We start from the raw sequence: 26,103 nt of genomic DNA, 5'->3' as shown, positions 1-26,103 counted from the left end.
ACAAATGAAAACCCAATTACTCATTATTGGTTCTGGCGTTGCAGGTTTGACCTTGGCTGTAAAACATGCTGAAGCTTTTCCTGAAAAACAGATTACCATAGTAACCAAAGGTAATGAAGACGAATCCAACACCAAATATGCACAAGGTGGCGTGGCTGTTGTTCTGGATGAAAAAACAGATTCCTTTCAAAAACACATTCAAGACACCTTGATTGCTGGAGATGGTTTATGTGACATAGACGTTGTAAACATGGTTATTACTGAAGGTCCCAAACGGTTAAAGGAACTTATGGCTTGGGGAGCTCAGTTTGATTTGGACCAAACCGGAAATCTCGATTTGGGAAAAGAAGGAGGACATAGCCAATTTCGGGTGGTGCACCATAAAGATATCACTGGTTACGAAATAGAACGTGCGTTATTGGCCAGAGTGCACCAACTTAAAAATATTAGCTTGTTGCCACATCATTTTGCTATTGATTTAATTACAGAACATCAATTAAAACAAGTTTCGGAAAACATTAGTTGTTATGGTGCTTATGTATTAAATCAGAAAACCGGAAAGATCCTTACGTTACAATCAAATTGCACGGTTTTGGCTGCAGGTGGCATTGGCAAGGTTTATGGTCACACAACCAATCCAGCCATTGCCACAGGAGATGGTATAGCCATGGCATATAGAGCTAAAGCTAGAATTAAGGATATGGAATTTGTTCAGTTTCATCCCACGGCTTTATACACCAATCAAGAAGGTTCTACTTTTTTAATTTCGGAAGCAGTGAGAGGTTTTGGCGCTTATTTGCGCACCAAAGATGGCACTAGGTTTATGCCCAATTACGATAAACGTGCTGAATTGGCCTCAAGGGATATTGTCTCGCAAAGTATTGATACCGAACTAAAAAAATCTGGTGACCCTTGTGTGTTTTTAGATTGTACCCACTTGGATTTAGAATCCTTTAGGGACCATTTTCCCAATATTTATAAAACCTGTTTGGAACATCATATAGATATTTCGAAAGATTGGATTCCTGTGGTTCCGGCATCACATTATCTCTGTGGAGGCATTGTGGTTGATTCACACGGGAAAACTTCCATAAATAACCTATTTGCTTGTGGTGAATGTACCAGAACAGGACTTCATGGCGCCAATAGATTGGCTTCCAATTCCCTCTTGGAAGCATTGGTATATGCGCATAACATTTACAAATATCTTTGCACACATGAGATGTTGGATATACAAAAGTTTCTTCCTGATTGGAACGACGAAGGTACAAGCATGCCCAAAGAACATGTATTGATAAAACACAACTTAAAAGAACTTCAGGCTTTAATGCGTGATTATGTGGGAATTGTTAGAAGCAACGACCGTTTAAACAAAGCCATCACACACTTGGACATGATATATAACGAAGTGGAAGAGCTTTACAGAACTTCTAAAATAACCACCACACTTTGCGAATTGCGAAACATGGTGAATGTAGCCCATTTAATCATTGGGCAATCTTTAAACAGAAAAGAAAACAAAGGTGGTTATTTTAATGTAGACAATACGTAGTTACTTCCAGGTATGCCCTTTTAGTTCCATAGCCACTTTTAGGATGTCTTTCTGACTAATCTGCCCTATTAATTTCCCGTCTTCAACTATAGGAAAACGCCTTCTTCTGGATTCCAGAAATTTGTTGGCAGCATCCAATACATTCATATTGCCATCAATGGTTTCCACGTCTTTTATCATGCGTTTTTCCACATTGTCATTTTCCATGGGCATGTTGTAATATCTACTTTCGCTTATTTGTTTTAAACAGTCTCCTTCAGAAATAATCCCTACCAATTCATTTTTATCATTTACAACTGGTCCTCCCGAAATTTTATTCCTAATTAACGTATCTATAACTTCTTCCACAGATTGTTCTGGTTTAAAAGTGATAAGATCTTTGCACATCACATCGCGAACCTTGAAAGGAATCTCTTCTGATGTATTTTGTTGTTGCTTTCTAGCGCCTTGAAAACTCTTGATTGCCATGATTGTTGTTTTTAATTGAAACTTAAATATACTCAATAATAACGAGTTATCCTAACCAAGCTTTTGTGGGATAATTTTTCTATTTTTATAAAACAAACCAATCCCTTTAAGTCATGTTTAAAAAAGGTGTTTCCATTATCTTAATTATAGTTGCTGTTTATTGGAGTTTTTTTGCTTTGTTGCCAAGTAACATATCCACTATCGATGCACCAGACAATGCGTTTTCTACACAGCGAGCCTTACTTCACCTAAAAGAAATTTCCAAAAACCCACATTATGTTGGAAGCCCAGACCATGAAAGGGTGAAAGATTATCTTGTAAACGCTTTAGGGAATTTAGGTTTGGACACCCAAATTCAAGAAGGCTATGTTTTAACAGATTGGGGAACGATTACCAAACCAAAAAACATACTTGCCAGAATAAAAGGCACTGATAATTCCAAAGCCCTTTTACTACTTTCCCATTACGATAGCAAGTCTCATGCCTCATTGGGAGCCAGTGATGCTGGCTCTGGAGTGGTGACTATTTTGGAAGGTTTAAGAGCTTTTTTAAGTGAGGGTAAAAGTCATAAAAACGATATCATTGTCATGTTTTCCGATGCTGAAGAGTTGGGTTTAAATGGCGCATCGCTGTTTGTAAAAAACCATCCTTGGGCAAAGGATGTTGGTTTAGTGTTAAATTTTGAGGCTCGAGGAAGTGGTGGCCCTAGCTACATGCTTATGGAAACCAATGGAGGCAACAAAAATTTAATTTCCAGTTTTAAAGAAGCACATCCTGAATATCCTGTTGCAAACTCCCTGGCCTATAGCGTTTATAAAAAACTGCCCAACGATACCGATTTAACCAGATTTAGGGAAGAAGGAAATATTGATGGTTTTAATTTTGCTTTTATTGACGACCATTTCGATTACCACACAGCGTTGGATACTTACGAAAGGTTGGACAGAAACACCTTGGAACACCAAGGCAGTTATTTGATGCCTTTATTACATTATTTTGCTGATGCCAATTTAAATAATGTAAAAAGCGAAACCGATGATGTTTATTTTAACGTACCTCTTTTTAAGACGGTTAGTTATCCTTTTACATGGATTGTGCCCTTGTTAATTCTAGCCTTATTAATTTTTATAATGCTTGTTTTTTATGGCATAAGCAAAAGAACCCTTAATGCCAAACAAATAGGCAAAGGGACTCTTATGTTTCTTGCTGTTTTGATAATCAATGGTCTTCTTGGTTTTTTTGGATGGAAATTTTTAGTGTCTGTATATCCACAATACACCGAAATGCTTCACGGATTTACTTACAATGGACATACCTATATTTGGGCATTTTCCTTGTTGGCAATCGCTATTTGTTTTTGGGGATACCATAAAGTTTACAACCCTGAAAATACAGCCAGTTTACTGATTGGCCCCATATTTTTATGGCTCATTATTTGCGCTTTTGTTGCTTGGCAACTTCAAGGTGCCAGTTTTTTTATCATTCCTGTATTTTTTGCTTTAGTTAGTCTTTTTGTATTGGTTAGACAAAAACAACCAAACTTGATATTAATGACATTCTTGGCGTTTCCGGTATTAACCATCATGTCGCCTTTTGTACAAATGTTTCCAGTAGGTTTGGGCTTAAAGCTTTTAATGGCTTCTACGGTTTTGGTGACCTTGATTTTTGGTTTGCTTATACCTGTTTTTGGTTTCTTTAGACATAAAAACAGATGGTCTTATGCCCTGTTTTTAATAACCATCTGCGTGTTTATTTCAGCACATTTAAATTCCAGTTTTAACAATGAACATCCCAAACCCAACAGCCTTGTATATTATTTTGACACAGACATAAATGAAGCTGTTTGGGCAACCTATGACAACATATTGGATCCCTGGACCGAAACCTACCTAACCAATACTCCAGACACCAAACATGCCATAACAAAAACAACTTTTGGCAGTAAATACAACACGCCATTTAGCTATAGTAAAAAGGCCAATATAAAACCCATAAAACAACCGTATGTTGATGTAAAAAAAGATACCATAATTGGTGAATACAGACATCTCAAATTGTTTATTTCACCTCAACGACTGGTTAACAGAATGGACATCTATGCCGATTCCACAAATGTGTTTGGGTCTTTTAACATCAATGGTCTTGAAATAGAAAAAGACAAAAATGGTTTAGTATTTGCAAATAGGGATTTTAATAGGCTTTTTGAATATTATGTGGTGGACGACACCTTTTTGGAATTGGAGTTTTCAGTGCCCAAAAACCAACAAACCACCCTTAGGTATTACGAATCTTCGTTTAACATGCTTCACAACCCATTGTTTGATGTTCCTGAACGCCCAAAAGACTTGACCCCTAAACCTTTTATCTTAAACGATGCTGTGATGCTAAAGAAAACCATACGTTTTGATTAAGTCCGTTGGAAATAATTAGCATGTTTTTAAGACATTACCTCATAAATTTTTATAGTTTTGGCACATTAAATTATTACATGTTATGAAAAATCTTATTCTATTGGTTGGTATTGCTTTTAGTTTCCATGTACAAGCCCAAAACAATCAGGAATTGTTAAAGCATTATGAAGCTTACTACAAACAAATGAAAGCTCAAGGAGACATGCAAGGGATTATTAATGGCTTGACACATTTAAACATTCTTTCACCTTCAGCTGCCAGACAAGATACTTTGGCTTATTTATATATGAATGAAGGTAAATTTGTTCAAGCGTTGAATACCATAGGAGTTGATTTAATGGCTGACGATTCGGACATGGCTGTTGAAATAAAAGCCGTTTCATTAAAATCCTTAAATCAACCAAAATTAGCAGTTAAGCAATTTGAAGAGCTGTTTAGAAGAACACAGAATGTCACTTTAGCCTACGAATTGGCAGAATTATACCTGCAAAACCAAAATTTAGAAGAGGCTTCCAAACAAGTGGAATATGGGTTGTTGCATGTACAGGATAACATGAAAAAAACCTACTACGAGTCTCAGCAACCATATCAAGTACCATTAAAAGCTGGGTTTTTGTATTTAAAAGGGCTCATTGTTTTCAATCAGGACAAGGAAACCAATATAGATACAGCTGTTACCTATTTAGAACAGGCGCTCACCATGGCTCCTAATTTTAATTTGGCCTATGTAAGTAGAAATGCGTTGTTGGGTCAAAAACCTCAGCCTTCAAAAAAAGATTGACATTTACCATACTAAATAAAAAAGCCAGCTTAATTGCTGGCTTTTTTTAATCAACACTTTTAAATTACCATATTTTAACTCGCTTTTCTGGAGCTAAATACATGTTATCTGTCTCTTGAATATTGAATGCTTCATAAAAAGCATCAATGTTTTGTAGAGGCATTACTGCACGATACATTCCTGGAGAATGTGTATCTGTTTTTATTTGATTTCTTAACGCATCCTCTGTGTACTTGGTTCTCCAAACCGTAGCCCAACTCATAAAGAAACGTTGTTCCGGAGTAAAACCATCAATATTTTCCGGTCTGCCGTTTTCAGCTAAATACAACTGCAAGCCATCATAAGCTGCATTAACCCCTCCTAAATCACCAATGTTTTCACCTAAGGTAAAATCGCCATTTAATTTTACATCTGGAAGCGCGTTTACATTGCTATATTGTGCAGAAAGTTCTTTTCCAAGAGCTGTAAACTGCTCTAAATCCTCTTCTGTCCACCAGTTGTTTAAATTTCCATCAGCATCATATCGAGAACCGGAATCATCGAAACAATGAGATATTTCATGACCAATGACAGCTCCAATACCACCATAGTTTACAGCTTCATCTGCATGATAGTTATAGAATGGAGGTTGTAAAATAGCAGCTGGAAACACAATTTCGTTATAAGGAGGCATAAAGTAAGCATTCACAATTTGTGGTGCCATTAACCATTCGCTTTTATCTACTGGTTTCCCTAATTTATTTAAATCCTCTTTAAAGTTCCATTCAGAAACATGATTTAAATTTTCAAAATATGAACCACCTTCTTCAACACTTTTAACTTCCAGTTCAGAATAATCTTTCCATTTGTCTGGGTAAGCTATTTTAACAGTCATTTTGTTAAGTTTCTCTATAGCTTTTTCTTTGGTTTCTGGGGTCATCCAGTCCAAGTTCTGGATTCTGTTTTCAAAAGCCACCATGATATTTTGTATCATTTTTTCTGCTTTCTCCTTGGCTTCTGGAGGGAACATTTTATCCACATACAGTTTACCCAAGGCTTCACCAATGGTAGCGTTTAAAGTGCCTAAAGCTCGTTCTTCTCTGGGTCTTTGTTCTTTGGAACCTCTTAAATCCCTACTGTAAAATTCCCAATTTGCAGTTTCCATATCTGTTGTAAGCTGGTTGGCTGCACTTCTAACAAGCGTCCAGTTTAAATAATCTTTCCAAACCTGAACATTGTTTTCTTTAAAAATAGCATCCAACGCTTTAAAATACCCTGGATCTGTTACAATTACAGTGTCTATGGTTGTGGCTCCTATGCCATTAAAATAAGCTTTCCAATCGATAGAAGAAGTCATGTTATTCAGCTCTTCAATGGATTTTGGGTTAAAACGTTTTCTTGGGTCTCTACGTTCTTCTTTTGTCATTCTAGGTTCTGCCATTTTGGTTTCAAAATCCAAAATTTCATCAGCTTTTGTTTTGGCAGTGGCTTCATCTTCCCCAATGTATTGTAACATTCTTGCTATATGAGCTCGGTACAATTCCCTTTTCTCTTTGGTGTCTTCGTCTTGGTCCACATAATAATCCCTACTTAAACCTAAGGAACCTCCTCCTAGGTATGCTGTGTTTAAATTACTGTTTTTTGGGTGGGAGCCAACACCAAACCCAAAAAATCCGGCACCTCCTTGAGGTTCCATTTCTATTAAATAGGCTTGAAGGTCTTCTATGTTTTTTATGTTTTCAATCTTGGCCAGATATGGCTTTAAAGGGTCTATACCTTGATTATCTCTGGAAACCGTATCCATAATGGTTTGAAAAAACTCTACTGCTTTTTCTTGGTCAGATCCAGGCAATACGGTTATTTTTTCCATGTCTTTGTTTTCAGACATGGCAGATTTTAAAATGTTCAAGGCATCTGCATCTGTTTTTTTGCGAAGTTCGTCAAAGCTTCCCCATCTGGTTCTATCGGCTGGAATTTCATTGGTTTTTAACCAAGTTCCATTTACATAATTGAAGAAATCCTGATTTGGTGCTACTGAGGTATCCATGTAATCTAAATTAATTCCAGGAACCTGTTCTGTTTCTACTTGTGCCACATCCTTATTTGCATCGTTTTTACAAGCTACAAAGCCTGTAAAAGCTACTGCACTGTATAGGGATAGCTTTAAAAATTTTCTATTCATAGGGTTAAGGTTGAATTTTAAGGGTGAAATTTAACAATAAATAACAGTAATATAAATACGCGAAATAAACATTAACATAACCTTAAGAATTAAGGATATACAAGCATTTTTAAGGTTTTATGATTTTTTGGGAGTCTCTTTCAATCTTTTTGTTCATTTGCAGGTTTAAATTTGAAAAAGAAACCAATACTTCCTGAATGCCCGGCATGATGCTCTCTGGTGTGGCATTAGATAGATTTACAAGACTCTCCAGTTTATATAATTTGGTTTCCAAAGCAATCAATCTGGACATAATAGCTGGAGAGTTCAAGGTTTCTGGAAGACTTTGCTTTAAATCGGTAATCAAGGCTTCCAAAATTTCATGATTTTCTTTGAAATAAGTTAAATCAGCTTGTTTTAAATTCATTACAACACCTTCCAATTCATTATATTTAACCCAATTGTTTGTAATTTTCTTAACCTTGGGGTCCAATAAATATTCCGTGTAATTAAATTTCTGGATGGTCTGTTTGGAAAGGGATGGCAAGGTGTTTTCCTGTTCAACTTTAGGAGTCTCATCAACACTTTTGCCACAAGAGACCAAGCAGATCAACAAACAAAAACTTATAATAAATTTCATACTAAACATTTATAGAATAGCAAATATATAGATTTCGGTTTTTTATATGCTATGGTTTAGCACATGTTTAATAATTATGATGGTTTTTTAAGTTAATTTTATAATAGTACATTAAAAATCTTGTTATTTTTGAAGACCTTAAAAACTTACAAGAAATGACTCCTAAAATATTAATTATTGGTGCATGTGGACAAATAGGATCAGAACTAACGCATACCTTAAGAAGCATTCATGGAAAAGATAATGTTATTGCCAGCGACATAAGCTACAATAATTTAGATATAGTGAACTCTGGAATTTTTGAGATTTTAGATGCTCAAGATTATACCTCTGTAAAGGTTTGTATAGACAAACACAAAATCAACACGGTGTATTTAATGGCTGCCATGTTAAGTGCCACTGGCGAAAAATACCCAATGAAAGCATGGGATTTAAACATGGATTCCCTATTTCATGTTTTAAATTTAGCAAAAGAAGGCTTTATTAAAAAATTGTTTTGGCCTTCCAGTATTGCAGTGTTTGGTCCCACAACCCCTAAAGAAAACACTCCACAATATACCATTATGGAGCCATCTACGGTTTATGGCATAACCAAGCAAGTTGGCGAACGTTGGTGCGAGTATTACCACAACCAATATGGGGTAGATGTAAGAAGCATTCGTTATCCAGGCATTATAAGCTGGAAAACCTTACCTGGTGGAGGCACTACAGATTATGCTGTTGAAATCTACCATAAAGCGATAGCCGATAACACTTACGAATGTTTTTTATCTGAAAACACCCAACTGCCAATGATGTTTATGGACGACGCCATTAAAGCCACCATTGATATTATGGACGCCAAACCGGAAGACATTAAAATAAGATCATCCTATAACCTATCTGCCGTAAGTTTTACACCAAAAGAAATTACAGAGTCCATACAAAAACACCTGCCAGAATTTACTGTAACTTACAAACCAGACTTCAGACAAAAAATAGCAGACTCATGGCCAAAAAGTATAGACGACTCTCGTGCCAGGGAAGACTGGAGCTGGAAACATCGTTTTTCATTGAACGATATAACCTCAGAAATGCTCACCAATTTAAAGAAAAAGGAAAAACAATCGGTTTAGGACAATTTTTTACTGAAAATACGTAACTCTTCGTATGTAATTTTATATGAAGTTACTTTATATTAGCCCAGTAAATCATTTAAAAACCAACTTATCATGAAAAAGTTATTATTTTTAGCATTATTGTTTTCCACCTCACTATTGTTTTCGCAAAAGTCTAAAGTTCAAGAAGGGGATTGGAAAAATTTAAAGGGTATCACTGAATACAACCTAGTATTTGATTACGCCAACCTGGAAATTCCAAAATACGATTCTGAAGAAGATTTCTTAAAAGACAAAATGGCCAAACGTGACGAAAAAGAGCCAGGAACCGGTGAGAAATTTAAAGAATCTTGGTTTGCAGATAGGGAAAACCGTTATGAACCTAAATTCATTGAGTCTTTTAACAAGCGTTTTGATGATGGTGAAATAAAAGTGGATAAAGATTTAGGTGACGCAGAATACACCATGAAAGTACATACCACATTAATCTTTGCAGGATACAATGTAGGTGTAAGTAGAAGACCTTCAAAAATTGATGCCGTAATCTCTGTTTACAAAAACGACAATCCAGATACTGTTATCTTTTCGGTAAAATATGCTAATGCCGAAGGTAGTGGAGCTATGGGTTATGATTTCGATTCTGGCTACAGAATATCGGAATCCTATGCCAAATTAGCTAAAACCTTTGCGAAGGACCTAAGCAAAAAAACAAAGTAAACAAACGTTTTTATAGTTTTTAAAAAAGCGAGGTTAATTAGCCTCGCTTTGTTCTTTTTCCATATCTATTAAATGTGCCAATGTTTTAACAATTCGATCGTGTTTGGTTACAAATGGATTGGTTTTATCCCAAACATAACCAGCTAAAACAGCACAAATCTGTCTTTTTACATCTGGATTTTCCGGTCTGTGGAAAAATAAAGTCTGTAAGTTACCTGTGTACCATTCTTTAACATAGGTTGAGAAAACGGCCACACCATATTTAATGTAATTGGAGTACTCTTCTTCCCAGTCCACCAATTCCCCTCTTAATTCTTTTGAGATTAGTTTTGCAGACATCAAAGCAGATTCGGTAGCAAAGGTCACACCAGAGGAAAATACTGGATCCAAAAATTCAGAGCTATTTCCTGTGAGCGCATAGCCTTTACCATATAATTGCTTTACGGATTTTGAGTAGTTTTTAATGTTTATGGGTTCAAAAAGGAAATCCACATCCTTAAACCTGTCATAATAATAATCAGAGAGTTTTAGCATCTCTTTCATTCGTTCGGTATTACTACCCTTAAAGGAATCTATATATTCGGTTTTGCTAACAAAGCCCAAACTGGTATTCCCATTGGAAAAAGGAATGACCCAAAACCAGGTATCTTTATCCAAAACATCGAAAGTAATAAGGGTTCCTTCGGTTCCCTCCTCTCTGTTTACATCCTTTACATGCGTAAAAATAGACGAATGGTCTGGCAAAGCCGAAGGTTTGTCCAAATCCAATAATCTTGGCAGTACACGACCATATCCACTGGAATCTATAATAAATTTTGCGTGTATGGTATAAGTGTCCCCTTCTTTGGTTTTTATGGTGGTTTTAGACGAACCATCATCTGCAATTTCCACAGCTGTTACTTCGTGTTCAAAAGACACATCCACTCCTTTTTTAATGATTTCCTTTACCAATATATGGTCAAAATCTGCTCTGGGCACCTGCCATGTCCAATCCCAACCTTCCGAGTGTTTATCGCTAAAATCAAAATTACAAACCACGTCTCCTCTTAAAAACCTTGCTCCAGGTTTCAACTCAAAATTAGCTGCTTTTAAACAGTCTAATAAGCCTACCTCCTCAAAATGATCCATACATCTAGGCAACAAACTTTCACCTATAACAAACCTAGGGAAAACACTCTTTTCAACTACCTTAATATCATACCCTTGGTTATTTAAGTAAGCCGCTGCAACACAACCAGATGGTCCTGCTCCAATAATTAAAACATCAACATGTATATCGTTCATGGTCTTTGTAGTATTAATTCATTAATTATTATAAATTTGCAATCCAAAATAACTACTTTAGTTTAAGTTATTAAAATTTTATTATAAAAATACAGAATAAATTAATAGATGCTAACATTTAACGGGACATTAGAATTAAAAGATTTTTACAAAGTTATTTTTGAAAATAGCAAAATACATATAGATGAAAAGGTTTACACAACCGTTGATGATAGCTTCAATTTCTTAAAAAAATTCTCAGAAGACAAGGTTATATATGGCGTTAACACGGGTTTTGGACCTATGGCACAATATAAGATTAAAGATTCTGAACGCATTCAACTGCAATATAATTTAATTAGAAGTCATGCCTCTGGAACAGGGCAGCCTATTGCTCCTATGTATGTAAAAGCTGCTATGTTGGCTAGGTTAAACACTTTGTCCCTAGGGAATTCTGGTGTCCATAAGTCTGTTATTGAATTAATGACAGAACTTATCAATCAAGACATCACTCCTTTAATATACGAACATGGAGGTGTTGGCGCCAGTGGCGATTTGGTACAGTTGGCGCATTTAGCATTGGTTTTAATAGGTGAAGGCGAAGTGTTTTATAAAGGCGAAAGAAAAGCCACAGAAGACGTGTTCAAGACCTTAGGTTTAAAGCCTATTTCGGTAGAATTGCGCGAAGGTCTGGCTTTAATGAATGGCACGTCTGTCATGACAGGAATTGGTATTGTAAATGCCATTTACACCAAACGCTTGTTGAACTGGATGACCTCCTGTTCTGCTGCCATAAATGAAATTGTTAAGGCTTACGATGACCATTTGTCTTTCGAGTTAAACCAATCCAAAAGACATGTTGGGCAACGAAAAATTGCCGAAGCCATGCGTGAGCATTTAAAAGATAGTCAATTAACCAGAAAAAGAGAACATCACTTGTATTCAAAAAACGACGATGTTTCCGTTTTTGAAGACAAAGTTCAAGAATATTATTCCCTAAGGTGTGTCCCTCAAATTTTAGGACCAGTACTGGACACCTTAAACAATGTGGAAAAGATTTTGATTGAAGAGGTTAATTCTGCCAACGACAACCCTATTGTGAACGTAGAAAAGAAACACGTATATCATGGCGGTAATTTTCATGGAGATTATGTGTCTTTAGAAATGGATAAGTTAAAAACCGTTGTCACCAAATTAAGCATGCTCTCTGAAAGACAATTAAACTACTTACTGAATGCCAGGTTAAACAACATGCTTCCTCCATTTGTGAACCTTGGCAAACTAGGATTGAATTTTGGAATGCAAGGGGTCCAATTTACGGCAACATCTACCACTGCTGAAAACCAAATGCTTTCCAACCCAATGTATGTACACAGTATTCCAAACAATAATGACAATCAGGATATTGTTAGTATGGGAACCAACGCAGCCAATATTACCAAAAAAGTAATCGAAAATACTTTCGAAGTACTTGCCATAGAAACGATAACCATAGTTCAAGCCATTGAATATCTTCAAGTTCAGGATAAAATCTCTTCAAAAACCAAAAAGATGTATGATGAAATTAGAAATTTAGTTCCTATCTTTACAAAAGACGTTATTATGTATCCTTATGTTAACCTTGTTAAAGATTTTATCATTAACAATAAAACATAACAAATCAAATTATTTATTATGAAAACTAAAGTGCTATTAATCGTAATGCTTTTTGTAAGCATACATTTTCATGCCCAAGAGTTAGCTTTGGCTAACCAAAATGGTAAATATGGATATATTACCAAAACGGGAGACTGGCAAATTGAACCCAATTTTAAAGTGGCTAAAAATTTCTCAGAAGATTTAGCTGAAGCATCCAATGATGGCAAAACTTGGGGTTATATTAATCGTAAAGGCGAATGGGTTATTGAACCCACTTTTGAGAAAACAAAAGAGTTTAATTCTGGTATTGCAGTTGTTCTTAAAGATAAAGAATGGATGTATATAAATACCAAAGGAGAACCCACATTAACCAATGTTTCAACAGACAAAATTTACGACTTTAAAGAAGGTTATGCCATTATTAGAAGTGGAGACTCCGTAGGATTTATTAATACTAAAGGTGAAACCGTTGTTCCAGTAAAATTTACCAAGGCTTTCGATTTTGAAAATGGCTATGCCAAAGTTCTAGAAAACGGAAAATGGGGTTTAATTGATCCTTCTGGAAACTATTTTGTTAAAACCGAATATGATGGAGTTAGCAATTACTACGATGGAAACGTGGTAGCCAATCTTGGTGACACCCATGGCCTTATCATCAATAACGAATTTAAAGTTGTTGAAGGTGCAGAAAAAATCTGGGATTTCTCTAACAACTCCAATATTACCTATGCTAAAAAAGGAGATAAAATTGGTTTTATCAACAATAAAGGGGAATGGATCATAGAACCTGCTTACGATAAAGCTCGCGCCTTTGTTAAGGGTTTGGCCCCTGTAATGAAAGACAAGGAATGGGGTTACATAAATACCAAAGGAGACGTTGTGATCCCCTTTCAATATAAAGATGCCGAAATTTTTAGTGAAGATGGTTTAGCACCTGTTAAATCCTCAAAACTTTGGGGATTCATAAACACTGAAGGAAAATTGGTAATTGAAGAAAAATATGATATTACAGCTGGAGGATTTTCCATTTTCCAAAAAAACAACCTAAAAGGCTTTAAGGATGGTGTTGCAAGAGTTAAGGAAAAAAAATCTTGGTCTTACATAAATACCAATGGTGAAGTTATCAAAGGGTTACAATTTGATAATTTGGAACTTTTCAATTAGCAGCTGCTCAAATCCTAAATACTTACAAAAAAAATAATACAAATACATGAAATGTGCCCTAATTACTGGTGGATCTAGAGGGATTGGAAAAGCCATTTGCAAACAATTAGCAATTGATACAGACTACCACATACTAATAAATTACAACAACAACAAAGAAGCTGCCTTAGACACTTTAAAAGAAGTTGAAGCTGAAGGCAACACAGGAGACATCATTCAATTTAACGTAACAGATGCCGAACAGGTGAAAACAGCACTAGATACTTGGCAAGAAAACAACAAAGAAGCTACCATTGAGGTGATAGTGAACAATGCTGGAATTACAAAAGATGGACTCTTTATGTGGATGCCACAAACCGATTGGCAAGATGTGATTAACACCTCTTTAAACGGGTTTTTTAACGTGACCAACCATCTTATCCAAAAAATGTTACGTAACAGATATGGTCGCATAATAAATATAGCTTCCGTTTCTGGTGTTAAAGGAACTGCAGGACAGACCAATTATTCGGCTGCAAAAGGTGCCTTGGTTGCAGCAACCAAAGCTTTGGCACAAGAAGTGGCCAAACGTAAAATAACCGTTAACGCTGTGGCTCCCGGTTTTATTAAATCGGATATGACTTCCGAATTGAATGAAGCCGAATTAAAAAATTTAATTCCAATAAACAGGTTTGGGGAACCAGAAGAGGTCGCTCATGCTGTATCGTTTTTAGCTTCAAAAAAAGCTTCGTATATTACTGGTGAAGTTATAAATATAAATGGAGGTATTTACTCGTAAATTAAATTAAGGAATGAGGAGAGTTGTGATATCAGGAATGGGAATATATTCTTGTATAGGAGAAAATTTAGAAGAAGTAAAAGAATCTTTATATAAAGGAACGTCTGGAATTGTCATAGATAACGAACGTATTGAATTTGGATACCGTTCACCTTTAACAGGTATGGTTAAAGCGCCTAACCTCAAAAACCTATTGTCCCGAAGACAGCGTATCAGTTTAGGGGAAGAAGGTGAATATGCTTATGTAGCCACCTTGGAAGCCCTAAAAAACGCTCAAATATCCGAGGAATTTTTAGACACTCATGAAATTGGTATTCTGTACGGAAATGACAGCACTGCAAAATCCATAATAGAATCCAACGATACCATAAGGGAGAAAAAAGATACAACCCTTGTAGGTTCTGGGGCCATTTTTAGAGGAATGAATTCTTCGGTCACCATGAACCTGTCTACCATCTTTAAATTAAAAGGGGTCAATTTTACCATTAGTGCTGCATGTGCCAGTGGTTCTCACTCCATTGGTATGGCATATCAATTAATAAAAAGTGGTTTGCAAGATTATATTATTTGTGGTGGTGCCCAAGAAATAAACAAACTTGCTATGGGAAGTTTTGATGGCTTAGGTGTGTTTTCAAAAAATATCGACCAACCTGAAAAGGCCTGTAGACCTTTCGATTTAAATAGGGACGGTTTGGTGCCTAGTGGAGGTGCAGCAACCCTTATTTTGGAAACCTATGAGTCTGCCGTAAAAAGAGGCGCTCCTATATATGGAGAAATTATAGGCTATGGTTTTTCTTCAAATGGAGACCACATATCAACACCAAATGTGGATGGTCCTGCCAGAGCCATGAAAATGGCTATAGACCAAGCCCAAATAGACCCAAAAGACATTCAATATGTTAATGCGCACGCCACTTCAACTCCAGTTGGGGATGCTAATGAAGCCAAAGCCATTTTTGAAGTTTTTGGCGACAAAGGACCTTATGTAAGTTCAACAAAATCCATGACAGGACACGAATGTTGGATGGCAGGAGCCAGCGAAGTATTGTATTCGGTTCTTATGATGCAAAACAATTTTATTGCTCCAAACATTAATTTGGAACAACCAGATGAAGCAGCATCCAAATTAAATCTTGTTAACAAAACGTTAGATAAAAAATTTGATGTATTTTTGTCCAATTCGTTTGGATTTGGGGGAACAAATTCAGCATTAATAATTAAAAAATAATTGTGTGGCAATGACTAAAGAGGTTATTATTGAAAAGATAAACGACTTTCTTATTGACGAATTTGAAGTTGAAAGTGAAGATATTTCACCAGATGCCAATTTAAAAGAAACGCTCGAGCTGGACAGTTTGGATTTTGTTGACCTTGTGGTTGCCGTAGAATCTAATTTTGGCGTAAAATTGGTTGGTGAAGATTTTATTAACGTAAAGTCGCTTAGCGATTTCTATGCGCTTATTGAACGTAAATTAAGCTAAACAATTCTACTTATAACATAATATGGCTGCTGAATGGCAAGGTAAATCCAGAGGAACTGTTCTAGGATACAAAATCTTCGTGTTTTTCATGAAGAAAGTTGGAATAGGAGCAGCTTACTTTATTCTGTATTTTGTGGCAGCATATTTTTGCTTCTTTTCTAAAGACAGTACCAAATCCATTTATTATTATTTAAGGCATCGTTTAAAATATTCAAAACTTAAAAGTGTTTTTGGCATTTTTAAAAGTTACTATGTTTTTGGACAAACCATTTTGGATAAAATAGCCATATCCTCAGGTTTGAGTGATAGATTTACTTACGAATCTGATGGAGTTCATTTTATAAACGAAACCTTAAAAGCAAAAAAAGGTGGCGTCCTAATTAGTGCTCATGTTGGAAATTTTGAAATTTCCGAACACTTTTTTGGTGTCTTGGAAGAAAATGCCTCTATAAGTTTACTAACCACAGATGTGGAACACACGGCCATAAAAGAATATTTGGACAGTGTTAGGAAAAAATCGAACATTAAATTAATTTTAATAAAAGAGGACCTTTCCCATATTTTTGAAGTGAATGCAGCCTTAGCAAGAAATGAAATTGTCTGCATTACAGGAGATCGCTATGTTAAAGGTTCTAAATTTTTAACAGAAGAACTTTTGGGCAAAGAAGCAAAGTTCCCTGCTGGCCCATTTATGTTGGCCTCCAGGCTTAACGTACCAGTATTGTTTGTGTATGTTATGAAGGAAACCAACAAGCATTACCATTTGTATGCCAGAAAATCTCAGGCAAAACACAGGGATGCTCAAGCTTTACTAAAAGAATATACCCAAAGTGTAACATGGATGCTTAAAAAACATCCCTTGCAATGGTTTAACTATTTCGATTTTTGGAATGCCCTAAAATAATTATCAGATACAAATGAAAGAAGTTTTAGTTATACATTATTCGCAGTCTGGACAGTTAACAGAAATTGTAAATAATATTGTTTCAGATTTAAAAACCCCTGAAACAAACCTAACATTTCTTAACATTGAAATGGAAAAACCGTTTCCGTTTCCATGGAACAAAAAAGAGTTTTACGGTGTGTTTCCCGAAACTTTTTTACAAATACCCGAAAAAACCAAACCAGTTCCAGAATCCATCCTTAACAAAACATACGATTTAATTGTTTTTGGATATTCCATTTGGTACCTAACACCTTCGCTACCAACCACCTCTTTCTTAAACACTCCAGATGCCAAAAAGTTGTTTGCCAACACGCCTGTAATAACTGTTATTGGCTGTAGGAACATGTGGATTATGGCTCAGGAAAAAATGAAGAAAAAACTTTTGGAACTTCAAGCACAACTAGTAGGCAATATTGTTTTGGCAGACAGGCACATAAACCATATAAGTGTCATTACCATTGCACAATGGATGTTTTCTGGAAAAAAAGAACGTTTCTTGGGTGTTTTTCCTAAACCAGGTGTTTCCCAAAAAGACATCGATCATTCCGTGAAATTCAGTCCCATCATTAAAAATCATCTCATCGACAACAATTACGCAACCTTACAAGACAAATTATTGGAAAAGGAAGCCGTAAACATCAAACCTTTTTTAATAACTGTTGATAAACGAGCCAACGTAATTTTCTCAAAATGGGCAAGTTTCATTATTTCCAAAGGCAAAAAAAATGAAACAAAACGGCAATTATATGTAAAAATGTTTAATTATTATCTTTTATTTGCCATTTGGGTTATTGCACCTATAGTATTTATCTTATTTTTGTTGACTTATTTACCTTTATATGGTAAATTAAAAAAGGAAAAAGAATATTACTCATCTGTTGCATTAAAATAGAAGGTTTTAAAAATGAAGGAAGTATATATTACTAAAATATCAAAGTTTTTACCTAATCGTCCTATTGGAAACGACGAAATGGAAGATAAATTAGGAGTCATTGATGGAAAGTCCTCTAAAGGAAGACGTATAGTTTTAAGAAACAATCAAATAAAAACAAGATACTATGCCATAGATGATGAAGGGAACATTACACATAACAATGCACAATTAACCAAAGAAGCTATAGAAAAGCTTTATGATGATGACTTAAAACCCAACGACATAGAACTGTTATCCTGTGGCACCTCTAGTCCAGACCAAATCTTGCCTTCACATGCTGCCATGGTTCATGGTTTCCTTAAAAATGGAAATACCGAAATAAACTCGCCTTCTGGAGCTTGTTGCTCTGGTATGAATGCTTTAAAATATGGCTTTTTGGCTGTAAAATCAGGGCAAACCAAAAATGCTGTGTGTACAGGTTCCGAACGCACATCCTCTTGGATGATGTCAGACACTTTTGAAGAAGAACTAAAACACCTAAACACTCTGGAAGAGAATCCCATCTTAGCCTTTAACAAAGATTTTTTACGCTGGATGCTTTCAGATGGTGCAGGCGCCTTCTTGTTGGAAAACGAACCAAATGGAGATCTTCCACTTAAAATAGAGTGGATGGAAGGCTACTCTTATGCACACGAACTAGATGCCTGTATGTATGCAGGAGCAGATAAATTGGAAACAGGGTTTTTAAAACCTTGGAGCGAATATCCTTCAGATCAATGGAGTAAAAAATCACTTTTTGCCATGAAACAGGACGTCAAGCTTTTGGGCGAAAACATACTTGTAAAAGGTGTGGACAGCTTAAAAATGGCAATGGAAAAACATGGTGTAAAACCAGAAGACATAGACTATTACTTACCACATATCTCTTCTTACTACTTTAAAGAGAAATTATACGAAGAAATGGTAAAACAAGGTGTGGAAATCCCTTGGGAAAACTGGTTTATGAATTTAAGTAAAGTTGGAAATGTAGGTGCAGCTTCCATATACATTATGTTGGAAGAACTTGCCTCATCAGGAAAACTGAAAAAAGGAGACAACATATTACTTTCTGTTCCAGAAAGTGCGCGTTTTGCTTATGCTTATGCGCTTTTAACTGTGTGTTAAAATGATACAGCAGCAACTACCAATAACAAATATTTCGCATTTAATCCCTCAAAAAACACCATTTGTTATGGTGGATACCTTATTGGATTTTTCCCCATCCCATGTCGTATCTACTTTCAAGATACTGAAAACCAATCTGTTTTTAAAAAACAACACCTTATTGGAGTCTGGACTTATTGAAAATATGGCGCAAACAGTAGCCTTACATACTGGTTACGATTTTTTTCTAAAAGATGAAGTTGCACCTACTGGATATATTGGCTCCATTAAAAAAGTGGATATTTTAAAACTACCAGCCTTAAACGATATCATTACAACCAAAGTAGATATTTTACACGAATTTAATGGCGTGACCATGGTTGCCGTAAAAGTATATAATGCCACTGAGGTAGAAATTGCCTCTGGAGAAATGAAAACCGTTATTGCAAACCAATGAATTTTCACTTTTTAGACATAAAGAAATTTTTACCTCATCGAGAGCCTTTTCTTATGGTAGATCAAGTATTAACCATTGACGATGAGCATGTTTCAACCTGTTTCCACATAAAACCTGAATGTATATTTAATGAAGAAGGGGTTTTTAACGAGGCTGGCATGATAGAAAACGCAGCACAAACCTGTTCCTCCATAGTTGGAAAAAGTTATTTTGACGAAGACGACCTGGAAGGGTGTTCAGCCAAACTTATAGGTTTTATTAGTGCCATAAAAAAAATTAACATCAAAGCTTGTGCAAAAGTAGGCACAACCATAACTACCAAAGCCTATATAAAATCCCGATTGAACACAGACCAATTTACCATGTGTTCCATTGATTGCTTTATAACAGAAGACGGTAAAGAATTGTTATCTTGTGAAATAAATTTAGTGATCCAAGAACTGAAAGAACACTCAAAATAATGAAAAAAGATGAAGTGCCACAAGATAAAAGCAATTTAGAATCGGCCAACTTTAAGGAGTTATGTTATGCTGTTGACGAAAATGGGGAGTACACAACCGTTAACAGTTCTGGTTGGGATCCTAAAACCATTGCGTTAAACAAAGCCATTGAAGAAATTAAACTTCGTGTTAAAGATGCCAAACAACGTGTTTTAAACCATCAAACAAGTCCTATTGAGTATTACATGGAGTATCATAAAATGGATTTACCTATTTTAGCAAGTTATGTTGGGATGTGGAAATGGCGTGTAAAGAGACATTTCAAACCACAAGTGTTTCAAAAACTCTCAGATAAAACATTACAAAAATATGCCGATGTTTTCGAGATAAGCATTCAGCAATTAAAAAATATTCAACTTCATGAAAATTAATTTCACGCACCATCAATCGGCACATTGCGAAAATGGTGTGATTTCTAATTTAATGAAACATCATGGCTATCAAGTAAGCGAACCTTTGGCTTTTGGCATAGGTTCGGGCTTGCTGTTTTGTCACATTCCTTTTTTAATGGTAAACCATGCGCCAGCATTTACCTACAGAGCCTTACCTGGTATTATTTTTAAGCGCTTTGCCAAACGTGTTGGAATAAAAATTAAACGCGAAAAATTTAAAAATCCACAAAAAGCGAAAGCTGTTTTAGACGAAAATTTAAAAAACAACAATCCTGTCGGACTTCAAGTTGGCGTCTATCATTTGGTGTATTTTCCAGATGAATATCGGTTTCATTTCAATGCACATAACCTAGTGGTCTATGGCAAGGAAAACAACACGTATTTAATTAGCGATCCAGTAATGGAAAATGTAACTACTTTAACTGACAAGCAGTTAGAAAAAGTACGTTTTGCCAAAGGAGCTTTTGCCCCAAAAGGTCATATTTACTATCCTGTAGATTTCCCTAAGGAATTGGATATAGAAAAAGCCATTGTTAAAGGCATTAAACATACCTGTAAAGACATGTTGGCGCCAATTCCAGTTCTTGGAGTTAAAGGCATTCGCTATACTGCCAAGCTTATTAGAAAATGGCCTAAGAAAAAAGGCACAAAAAAAGCCAATCATTATTTAGGTCAAATAGTGAGAATGCAAGAGGAAATTGGAACTGGAGGTGGAGGTTTTAGATATATATTTGCTGCTTTTTTACAGGAGTCCAGCAAAATCTTAAACAAACCTGAATTATCTGATTTATCTAAAGAAATGACCACTATTGGCGATTTATGGAGAGATTTTGCCGTAGATGCCTCAAGAATTTACAAAAACCGTAGTGCTAAAGAAGATGCCTATAACCAGGTTGCTTTGCAATTGGAAGCCATAGCAGATAAAGAAGAAGTGTTCTTTAAAAAACTAAAGAAAGCCATTAAATAAAATGATCCATATTGAACATGTTTCCAAAAAATATAAAAAAGCAGATAACTATTCCTTATCTGACTTAAGCCTGTTCATAGATGAAAAAGAGATTTTTGGGCTTTTGGGACCTAATGGTGCTGGAAAAACCACATTGATTTCCATTTTATGCTCCCTTATAAAACCTACTTCAGGATCTTTTAGCATTAAAGGCTTGACTTATAAAGAACATAAAAACCAACTCAAGCAACTTATAGGCATTGTGCCTCAGGAATACGCGCTATACCCTTCTTTGACAGCCTTCGAAAATTTAAAATATTTTGGAAGCATGTATGGTTTAAAAGGAAAATCGCTTGACGAAAAAATTCATAATTCTTTAGACCATTTAGGATTAGCAAAATTTGCACATAAAAAAATTGACACTTTTTCTGGAGGTATGAAACGTCGTGTCAATTTAATTGCCAGTATTTTGCACAACCCTAAAGTATTGTTTTTGGACGAGCCCACTGTAGGTGTGGATGTTCAGTCTAAAAATGTGATTATAGAATTCCTTCAGGAATTAAATAAAAATGGAACAACCATTATTTATACGTCACATCACCTAAACGAAGCCGAAACCTTTTGCACTCGTGTAGCCATCATAGACCATGGGAAACTGATTGTTAAAGGAAAACCCAAAGAGTTAATAAACAACAATCCAGGTGCACATAATCTGGAAGATGTTTTTATAAGTTTAACCGGAAAAGCCTTAAGAGATCATGCATAAATTAATGGCTTCAGCACATAAAGAATTCTTACTGCTTATCCGAGATATTGGTGGTATTGCCATTCTCTTTATTATGCCTTTGGTGCTTATAGTAACCATTACTTTAATTCAGGACAGCACCTTTAAAACCGTAGCAGACACAAAAATTCCCATTTTGGTTGTAAATAACGACCAAGGTACTGTCTCTGAAACCATTTTAGAAGGTCTAAAAGATTCCAATGCTTTTGAAGTTATTCTGGAAAACACAGAAGAAGCTGCCAAAAACTTGGTTTTTAAGGGAGCTTACCAATTGGCCATTGTTATTCCAGAAAACTTAAGTTCTGGGTTGGAACAAAAGGTCGCCCAAAATGTAGATGGCATCATCTCCAAATTTGGTCTGGAAGAAGAAACAGACAGCTTGACAAAAATACCTGTTGAAAGTAAAGAGGTTAAACTTTATTTCGATCCTGCCACCCAAGTATCGTTTAAAAGTTCCGTTAAAAACGGCATCGATAAAATGGTTTCAAAAATTGAAACCCAATCTATTTACAAAGCATTTCAAGAACAAATAACAGACGATCCAACCGAAGTTATATTTGAAACTGAAAACTTTATCACTTTTAAAGAGATTTTGCCTAAAACCAATAATAAAGATATCATCCCAAACTCGGTTCAGCACAATGTACCAGCTTGGACCTTGTTTGCCATCTTTTTTATAATCGTGCCACTTTCCATCAATATTGTTAAAGAAAAAAGTCAAGGCACGTTTGTAAGGTTGCGAACCAATCCCGTATCCTATGCAACAGTTCTGGGAGGAAAGACACTCATTTATTTAACCGTTTGTCTAATTCAATTTGTTTTAATGTTATTGGTTGGCCTTTATGTATTTCCAGCCATAGGATTGCCAACCTTGGATATTTCTGGAAGATTGCCATTGCTATTTGTGGTTGCCATATTTGCTGGTTTGGCTGCCATTGGCTTGGGCTTATTGTTGGGAACCATTGCAAAAACCCAAGAACAATCGGCTCCATTTGGGGCAACCTTTGTTGTTATTTTAGCTGCTCTTGGTGGTGTTTGGGTGCCTGTGTTTATCATGCCAAAATTCATGCAAACACTCTCCAATATTTCACCTATGAATTGGGGCTTAAATGCTTTTTACGATGTATTTTTGCGTCATGGGTCTTTATTGGATATTTTACCTGAAATAAGTTTGTTATTTTTATTTTTTATAGCAACAACCATAATTGCCATAGTTTACAATGAAAAGAAAAACACCGTTTAAACCAAAAGAAATTTCGCATACCAGTCAAGTACGGGTACGCTTTGTGGAAACAGATCCCCTGGGAATTGTTTGGCATGGCAACTACATCCAGTATTTTGAAGACGGTAGGGAAGCCTTTGGCAGACATCATGGTATTTCTTACTTAGATCAAAAAAAATACGGTTTTGCCACTCCAATAGTAAAATCCAGTACAGACCATAAATTACCTTTGCGTTATGGCGATATTGCTACCATTAAAACCATTTATGTAGATAGTCAAGCTGCGAAAATGGTGTTTCGTTACGAAATTTACAACCAAAACAACCAATTGGTTTGTACAGGTGAAACCATTCAGGTGTTTGTTGATAAAATTGGGGAAGGCGATTTATGGCTAACCATTCCAGCTTTTTTTAAAGATTGGAAACAAAACGTAGGTTTATTGGATGATTAAAGCTTACCTGTCATATAATAACATTATCTCTTCACTTGGTTTCAATAGTGAAAGCGTTGTGAAAAATATTCACAACGAGGTATCTGGATTGCAATTGATAAAAGATAACAAGGCCCTTCCGGAACCCTTTTATTCAGCTTTGATCGATTCTGAAGCACTGGAAAAAGCGTTTTTGAAACTTCAACCAAAGACAGATTATACACGTTTGGAAAAAATGATGATAACGTCTTTAAATGAAGTCCTTCAAAGTTCAAAAATAAAATTGAACGATCGTGTTGGTTTAATAGTTTCCACCACCAAAGGCAATATTGATGCTTTGGACAAAAACAATCCATTTCCAAAAGAACGTGCTTACTTAAGTGAATTGGGGAAAAATATCCAAGAATTTTTCAAATTTGAAAATGAAGCCATTGTGGTCTCAAATGCTTGTGTTTCCGGAATTCTCTCAGTTGCCATTGCCAAAAGGTACATTCAACAAAACACATACGACCACGTATTTATTGTTAGTGGAGATGTTGTTACCGAATTTATCCTCTCTGGTTTCAATTCATTTCAGGCACTAAGTCAGCAACCTTGCAAACCTTATGACAAAAACCGGACAGGCATTAATATTGGGGAAGTAGCTGCCAGTGTTTTAGTTACAAAAAGCAGTGAAAACCTTGCCAAAGAAGCTGTGGAAATACTTGGTGAAAGCTCTTGTAACGATGCCAACCATATTTCAGGTCCTTCCAGGACAGGTGAAGGTTTATATAGGAGTATAAAATTGGCTCTAGACCAAGCTAACTTAACAGCACAGGAAATCGATTATATTTCGGCTCATGGCACAGCTACCATGTTTAACGACGAAATGGAAGCCATTGCCTTTAACAGAATGCAATTGCAAAAAGTGCCTTTAAACAGCTTAAAGGGTTATTTTGGACATACTTTAGGTGCTTCCGGATTACTGGAAACCATTGTAGGTATGCACTCGTTGTACAACAATACACTTTACGTTTCCAAAGGATTTGACACTATAGGCGTTACAAAGCCTATCAACGTAATTACAAAAACCACTTCAAGAGAATTAAAAACCTTTTTAAAAACTGCTTCAGGTTTTGGAGGTTGCAATACAGCCATCATATTAAAAAAATCAAACCAAACAAAAAATCATGTCTAAAACCCGTATTAAAGCTATAGATGCCGTTCAAGAAGCCGAAAAGATAGCCTTTGCTCCTTTTGTTTTTCAAGCAGTTGTTTCCTTAAGAAAATTGGGGATTTTTAATCTAATTTTTCAAAATAGAAAAAAAGGTGGCATTGGTTTAGAAGATATTTCAAAAAAATTAAACATCAGTACCTATGGCGTTGGTGTTTTATTGGAAATTGCCGAAAGCTATAATATAGTTGATAAAGACGAAGCAGGAAATTTTGAGTTAACAACCATTGGATATTTCTTGGCCTTTGATAAGACCGTAGATGTGAACATTAATTTTACCCAAGAAGTATGTTATAAGGGACTTTTTCATTTAACAGAGGCTATTGAAACCGGAAAACCTGCAGGATTGAAAGAGTTGGGAAACTGGAAAACCATCTACGAAGGTCTATCGGTTCTTCAGCCAGATGTTCAAAAAGCTTGGTTTGAATTTGACCATCATTATTCAGATGAAGTGTTTCAAGAAGCCATGGAATTTGTTTTTAGAAACAACCCAAAAACCATTTACGATGTTGGTGCCAATACAGGAAAATTTGCCATAAGTGGCAGTAAATACAGTGATTCTGTCTCTATAAAAATGATAGATCTGCCAGGTCAATTAAAAATTGCACGAGGCAATGTGGCTGCTGCTGGTTTTGCAGATCGTGTGAGTCATTATGAGATAGATTGGTTGTCCAAAAACCCTCAATTACCTAAAGGTGCTGATGCCATTTGGATGAGTCAATTCCTAGATTGTTTTTCTGAAGATGAGATTCTAACCATTTTAAAAGCCTGTGCAGCAGCTGTAAATGACCATGGCGAAGTTTTAATTATGGAAACCTTTACAGATAGACAACGATTTGACAATGCCAAGTTTATCCTGGAAGCAACCTCGCTGTATTTTACGGTTATGGCAAATGGAAATAGTAAAATGTACCCAAGCACTGTGTTAAAAAAACTCATAGATCAAGCAGGATTGGAACTTAAGGAAGATATAGCCGTTGGGGAATATCACACCATCTTTGCATGTAAAAAAAAGTAAACAACAATGAACTCTGAAAACCCAACATGTTGTTCACTAAAAATAACA

The 26,103-nt window shown here is 35.7% G+C and carries 26 protein-coding genes; 22 read left to right on the top strand and 4 right to left on the bottom strand.

The window, feature by feature from the left end; all coding sequences use genetic code 11:
• The first annotated feature begins 4 nt into the window (after positions 1 to 4).
• The gene (gene nadB, locus AACY93_RS04400; protein ID WP_286852580.1) at positions 5 to 1,552 is read left to right on the top strand and encodes an L-aspartate oxidase; all 1,548 of its coding nucleotides are present in this window, start codon (positions 5 to 7) and stop codon (positions 1,550 to 1,552) included.
• Here nadB and AACY93_RS04395 read toward each other — a convergent pair whose 3' ends face one another.
• Complete coding sequence (locus AACY93_RS04395; protein WP_007647515.1) at positions 1,553 to 2,020, bottom strand: CBS domain-containing protein; 468 nt, start codon at positions 2,018 to 2,020, stop codon at positions 1,553 to 1,555.
• Positions 2,021 to 2,133: 113 nt separating this feature from the next.
• Here AACY93_RS04395 and AACY93_RS04390 point away from each other — a divergent pair, with 113 nt between their 5' ends.
• Complete coding sequence (locus tag AACY93_RS04390) at positions 2,134 to 4,431, top strand: M28 family peptidase (protein WP_286852581.1); 2,298 nt, start codon at positions 2,134 to 2,136, stop codon at positions 4,429 to 4,431.
• An 82-nt stretch (positions 4,432 to 4,513) separates the two neighbouring features.
• Complete coding sequence (locus AACY93_RS04385; protein WP_007647512.1) at positions 4,514 to 5,212, top strand: hypothetical protein; 699 nt, start codon at positions 4,514 to 4,516, stop codon at positions 5,210 to 5,212.
• A gap of 64 nt (positions 5,213 to 5,276) precedes the next feature.
• Here AACY93_RS04385 and AACY93_RS04380 read toward each other — a convergent pair whose 3' ends face one another.
• Positions 5,277 to 7,373, bottom strand: a complete 2,097-nt coding sequence (locus tag AACY93_RS04380; RefSeq protein WP_286852582.1) for a M13 family metallopeptidase — start codon at positions 7,371 to 7,373, stop codon at positions 5,277 to 5,279.
• 109 nt (positions 7,374 to 7,482) lie between these two features.
• Positions 7,483 to 7,992 (bottom strand): hypothetical protein, encoded by a 510-nt coding sequence (locus AACY93_RS04375; protein ID WP_286852583.1) that lies wholly within the window; start codon positions 7,990 to 7,992, stop codon positions 7,483 to 7,485.
• A gap of 155 nt (positions 7,993 to 8,147) precedes the next feature.
• Here AACY93_RS04375 and AACY93_RS04370 point away from each other — a divergent pair, with 155 nt between their 5' ends.
• Complete coding sequence (locus AACY93_RS04370; RefSeq protein WP_286852584.1) at positions 8,148 to 9,107, top strand: NAD-dependent epimerase/dehydratase family protein; 960 nt, start codon at positions 8,148 to 8,150, stop codon at positions 9,105 to 9,107.
• Between the two features lie 96 nt (positions 9,108 to 9,203).
• Positions 9,204 to 9,806, top strand: a complete 603-nt coding sequence (locus tag AACY93_RS04365) for a hypothetical protein (protein WP_286852585.1) — start codon at positions 9,204 to 9,206, stop codon at positions 9,804 to 9,806.
• 33 nt (positions 9,807 to 9,839) lie between these two features.
• Here the strand turns inward: AACY93_RS04365 and AACY93_RS04360 are convergent, their stop codons facing one another.
• Positions 9,840 to 11,090 (bottom strand): NAD(P)/FAD-dependent oxidoreductase, encoded by a 1,251-nt coding sequence (locus AACY93_RS04360; RefSeq protein ID WP_286852586.1) that lies wholly within the window; start codon positions 11,088 to 11,090, stop codon positions 9,840 to 9,842.
• Between the two features lie 108 nt (positions 11,091 to 11,198).
• On the opposite strand from AACY93_RS04360, the gene AACY93_RS04355 reads away from it, so the two are divergent.
• Genes AACY93_RS04355 through AACY93_RS04275 form a run of 17 tightly spaced genes read left to right on the top strand, consistent with a single transcriptional unit; the run spans position 11,199 to position 26,055 of the window.
• Positions 11,199 to 12,725, top strand: coding sequence for an aromatic amino acid ammonia-lyase (locus AACY93_RS04355; protein ID WP_339611263.1), 1,527 nt, complete (start codon positions 11,199 to 11,201; stop codon positions 12,723 to 12,725).
• 18 nt (positions 12,726 to 12,743) lie between these two features.
• Entirely contained in the window at positions 12,744 to 13,871 is a 1,128-nt protein-coding gene (locus AACY93_RS04350) for a WG repeat-containing protein (protein WP_286852587.1), read from the top strand.
• A gap of 46 nt (positions 13,872 to 13,917) precedes the next feature.
• Positions 13,918 to 14,649, top strand: a complete 732-nt coding sequence (gene fabG / locus AACY93_RS04345; RefSeq protein ID WP_007647497.1) for a 3-oxoacyl-ACP reductase FabG — start codon at positions 13,918 to 13,920, stop codon at positions 14,647 to 14,649.
• A 13-nt stretch (positions 14,650 to 14,662) separates the two neighbouring features.
• The gene (locus AACY93_RS04340; protein ID WP_040491284.1) at positions 14,663 to 15,877 is read left to right on the top strand and encodes a beta-ketoacyl-[acyl-carrier-protein] synthase family protein; all 1,215 of its coding nucleotides are present in this window, start codon (positions 14,663 to 14,665) and stop codon (positions 15,875 to 15,877) included.
• A 10-nt stretch (positions 15,878 to 15,887) separates the two neighbouring features.
• Positions 15,888 to 16,130 (top strand): acyl carrier protein, encoded by a 243-nt coding sequence (locus AACY93_RS04335; RefSeq protein ID WP_007647495.1) that lies wholly within the window; start codon positions 15,888 to 15,890, stop codon positions 16,128 to 16,130.
• A gap of 22 nt (positions 16,131 to 16,152) precedes the next feature.
• Positions 16,153 to 17,034, top strand: a complete 882-nt coding sequence (locus tag AACY93_RS04330) for a lipid A biosynthesis acyltransferase (RefSeq protein WP_286852588.1) — start codon at positions 16,153 to 16,155, stop codon at positions 17,032 to 17,034.
• Positions 17,035 to 17,047: 13 nt separating this feature from the next.
• Positions 17,048 to 17,968: a dialkylrecorsinol condensing enzyme DarA gene (locus AACY93_RS04325; protein ID WP_286852590.1), complete on the top strand. Its 921-nt coding sequence runs from the start codon at positions 17,048 to 17,050 to the stop codon at positions 17,966 to 17,968.
• 12 nt (positions 17,969 to 17,980) lie between these two features.
• Complete coding sequence (locus AACY93_RS04320) at positions 17,981 to 19,114, top strand: beta-ketoacyl-ACP synthase III (RefSeq protein WP_286852591.1); 1,134 nt, start codon at positions 17,981 to 17,983, stop codon at positions 19,112 to 19,114.
• Position 19,115: 1 nt separating this feature from the next.
• Positions 19,116 to 19,550 carry a hypothetical protein gene (locus AACY93_RS04315; protein ID WP_286852592.1) on the top strand — a complete coding sequence of 145 codons (435 nt, stop codon included), beginning with the start codon at positions 19,116 to 19,118 and terminating at the stop codon, positions 19,548 to 19,550.
• 53 nt (positions 19,551 to 19,603) lie between these two features.
• Positions 19,604 to 20,011 carry an ABC transporter permease gene (locus AACY93_RS04310; RefSeq protein WP_286852593.1) on the top strand — a complete coding sequence of 136 codons (408 nt, stop codon included), beginning with the start codon at positions 19,604 to 19,606 and terminating at the stop codon, positions 20,009 to 20,011.
• Positions 20,011 to 20,421, top strand: a complete 411-nt coding sequence (locus AACY93_RS04305) for a hypothetical protein (RefSeq protein WP_286852594.1) — start codon at positions 20,011 to 20,013, stop codon at positions 20,419 to 20,421. Before AACY93_RS04310 ends, AACY93_RS04305 begins: the two co-directional genes overlap by 1 nt.
• Positions 20,411 to 21,409 carry a BtrH N-terminal domain-containing protein gene (locus AACY93_RS04300; protein WP_286852595.1) on the top strand — a complete coding sequence of 333 codons (999 nt, stop codon included), beginning with the start codon at positions 20,411 to 20,413 and terminating at the stop codon, positions 21,407 to 21,409. Before AACY93_RS04305 ends, AACY93_RS04300 begins: the two co-directional genes overlap by 11 nt.
• A gap of 1 nt (position 21,410) precedes the next feature.
• Positions 21,411 to 22,154, top strand: a complete 744-nt coding sequence (locus AACY93_RS04295) for an ABC transporter ATP-binding protein (protein ID WP_286852596.1) — start codon at positions 21,411 to 21,413, stop codon at positions 22,152 to 22,154.
• Positions 22,147 to 23,415: an ABC transporter permease gene (locus AACY93_RS04290; RefSeq protein WP_286852597.1), complete on the top strand. Its 1,269-nt coding sequence runs from the start codon at positions 22,147 to 22,149 to the stop codon at positions 23,413 to 23,415. The genes AACY93_RS04295 and AACY93_RS04290 overlap by 8 nt, the downstream gene beginning before the upstream one ends.
• Positions 23,393 to 23,845 (top strand): acyl-CoA thioesterase, encoded by a 453-nt coding sequence (locus tag AACY93_RS04285; protein WP_007647485.1) that lies wholly within the window; start codon positions 23,393 to 23,395, stop codon positions 23,843 to 23,845. Before AACY93_RS04290 ends, AACY93_RS04285 begins: the two co-directional genes overlap by 23 nt.
• A complete protein-coding gene (locus tag AACY93_RS04280; RefSeq protein ID WP_286852598.1) occupies positions 23,838 to 25,001 on the top strand; it encodes a beta-ketoacyl synthase N-terminal-like domain-containing protein in 1,164 nt (387 codons plus the stop codon). The genes AACY93_RS04285 and AACY93_RS04280 overlap by 8 nt, the downstream gene beginning before the upstream one ends.
• A complete protein-coding gene (locus tag AACY93_RS04275) occupies positions 24,994 to 26,055 on the top strand; it encodes a methyltransferase (RefSeq protein WP_286852599.1) in 1,062 nt (353 codons plus the stop codon). The genes AACY93_RS04280 and AACY93_RS04275 overlap by 8 nt, the downstream gene beginning before the upstream one ends.
• Positions 26,056 to 26,103 lie beyond the last annotated feature (48 nt).

The organism is uncultured Xanthomarina sp. (genome assembly GCF_963971605.1).
Taxonomy (GTDB): Bacteria; Bacteroidota; Bacteroidia; order Flavobacteriales; family Flavobacteriaceae; genus Xanthomarina; species Xanthomarina gelatinilytica.
Note: the sequence above shows the minus strand (reverse complement) of the source record. Positions and strands in the feature narration are given on the sequence as shown.

What these genes read in the sequence shown, in the direction of transcription:
- nadB (WP_286852580.1), top strand. Translation starts at nt 5, where the DNA reads ATGAAAACCCAATTACTCATTATTGGTTCTGGCGTTGCAGGTTTGACC.
- AACY93_RS04395 (WP_007647515.1), bottom strand. Translation starts at nt 2,020, where the DNA reads ATGGCAATCAAGAGTTTTCAAGGCGCTAGAAAGCAACAACAAAATACA.
- AACY93_RS04390 (WP_286852581.1), top strand. Translation starts at nt 2,134, where the DNA reads ATGTTTAAAAAAGGTGTTTCCATTATCTTAATTATAGTTGCTGTTTAT.
- AACY93_RS04385 (WP_007647512.1), top strand. Translation starts at nt 4,514, where the DNA reads ATGAAAAATCTTATTCTATTGGTTGGTATTGCTTTTAGTTTCCATGTA.
- AACY93_RS04380 (WP_286852582.1), bottom strand. Translation starts at nt 7,373, where the DNA reads ATGAATAGAAAATTTTTAAAGCTATCCCTATACAGTGCAGTAGCTTTT.
- AACY93_RS04375 (WP_286852583.1), bottom strand. Translation starts at nt 7,992, where the DNA reads ATGAAATTTATTATAAGTTTTTGTTTGTTGATCTGCTTGGTCTCTTGT.
- AACY93_RS04370 (WP_286852584.1), top strand. Translation starts at nt 8,148, where the DNA reads ATGACTCCTAAAATATTAATTATTGGTGCATGTGGACAAATAGGATCA.
- AACY93_RS04365 (WP_286852585.1), top strand. Translation starts at nt 9,204, where the DNA reads ATGAAAAAGTTATTATTTTTAGCATTATTGTTTTCCACCTCACTATTG.
- AACY93_RS04360 (WP_286852586.1), bottom strand. Translation starts at nt 11,090, where the DNA reads ATGAACGATATACATGTTGATGTTTTAATTATTGGAGCAGGACCATCT.
- AACY93_RS04355 (WP_339611263.1), top strand. Translation starts at nt 11,199, where the DNA reads ATGCTAACATTTAACGGGACATTAGAATTAAAAGATTTTTACAAAGTT.
- AACY93_RS04350 (WP_286852587.1), top strand. Translation starts at nt 12,744, where the DNA reads ATGAAAACTAAAGTGCTATTAATCGTAATGCTTTTTGTAAGCATACAT.
- fabG (WP_007647497.1), top strand. Translation starts at nt 13,918, where the DNA reads ATGAAATGTGCCCTAATTACTGGTGGATCTAGAGGGATTGGAAAAGCC.
- AACY93_RS04340 (WP_040491284.1), top strand. Translation starts at nt 14,663, where the DNA reads ATGAGGAGAGTTGTGATATCAGGAATGGGAATATATTCTTGTATAGGA.
- AACY93_RS04335 (WP_007647495.1), top strand. Translation starts at nt 15,888, where the DNA reads ATGACTAAAGAGGTTATTATTGAAAAGATAAACGACTTTCTTATTGAC.
- AACY93_RS04330 (WP_286852588.1), top strand. Translation starts at nt 16,153, where the DNA reads ATGGCTGCTGAATGGCAAGGTAAATCCAGAGGAACTGTTCTAGGATAC.
- AACY93_RS04325 (WP_286852590.1), top strand. Translation starts at nt 17,048, where the DNA reads ATGAAAGAAGTTTTAGTTATACATTATTCGCAGTCTGGACAGTTAACA.
- AACY93_RS04320 (WP_286852591.1), top strand. Translation starts at nt 17,981, where the DNA reads ATGAAGGAAGTATATATTACTAAAATATCAAAGTTTTTACCTAATCGT.
- AACY93_RS04315 (WP_286852592.1), top strand. Translation starts at nt 19,116, where the DNA reads ATGATACAGCAGCAACTACCAATAACAAATATTTCGCATTTAATCCCT.
- AACY93_RS04310 (WP_286852593.1), top strand. Translation starts at nt 19,604, where the DNA reads ATGGTAGATCAAGTATTAACCATTGACGATGAGCATGTTTCAACCTGT.
- AACY93_RS04305 (WP_286852594.1), top strand. Translation starts at nt 20,011, where the DNA reads ATGAAAAAAGATGAAGTGCCACAAGATAAAAGCAATTTAGAATCGGCC.
- AACY93_RS04300 (WP_286852595.1), top strand. Translation starts at nt 20,411, where the DNA reads ATGAAAATTAATTTCACGCACCATCAATCGGCACATTGCGAAAATGGT.
- AACY93_RS04295 (WP_286852596.1), top strand. Translation starts at nt 21,411, where the DNA reads ATGATCCATATTGAACATGTTTCCAAAAAATATAAAAAAGCAGATAAC.
- AACY93_RS04290 (WP_286852597.1), top strand. Translation starts at nt 22,147, where the DNA reads ATGCATAAATTAATGGCTTCAGCACATAAAGAATTCTTACTGCTTATC.
- AACY93_RS04285 (WP_007647485.1), top strand. Translation starts at nt 23,393, where the DNA reads ATGAAAAGAAAAACACCGTTTAAACCAAAAGAAATTTCGCATACCAGT.
- AACY93_RS04280 (WP_286852598.1), top strand. Translation starts at nt 23,838, where the DNA reads ATGATTAAAGCTTACCTGTCATATAATAACATTATCTCTTCACTTGGT.
- AACY93_RS04275 (WP_286852599.1), top strand. Translation starts at nt 24,994, where the DNA reads ATGTCTAAAACCCGTATTAAAGCTATAGATGCCGTTCAAGAAGCCGAA.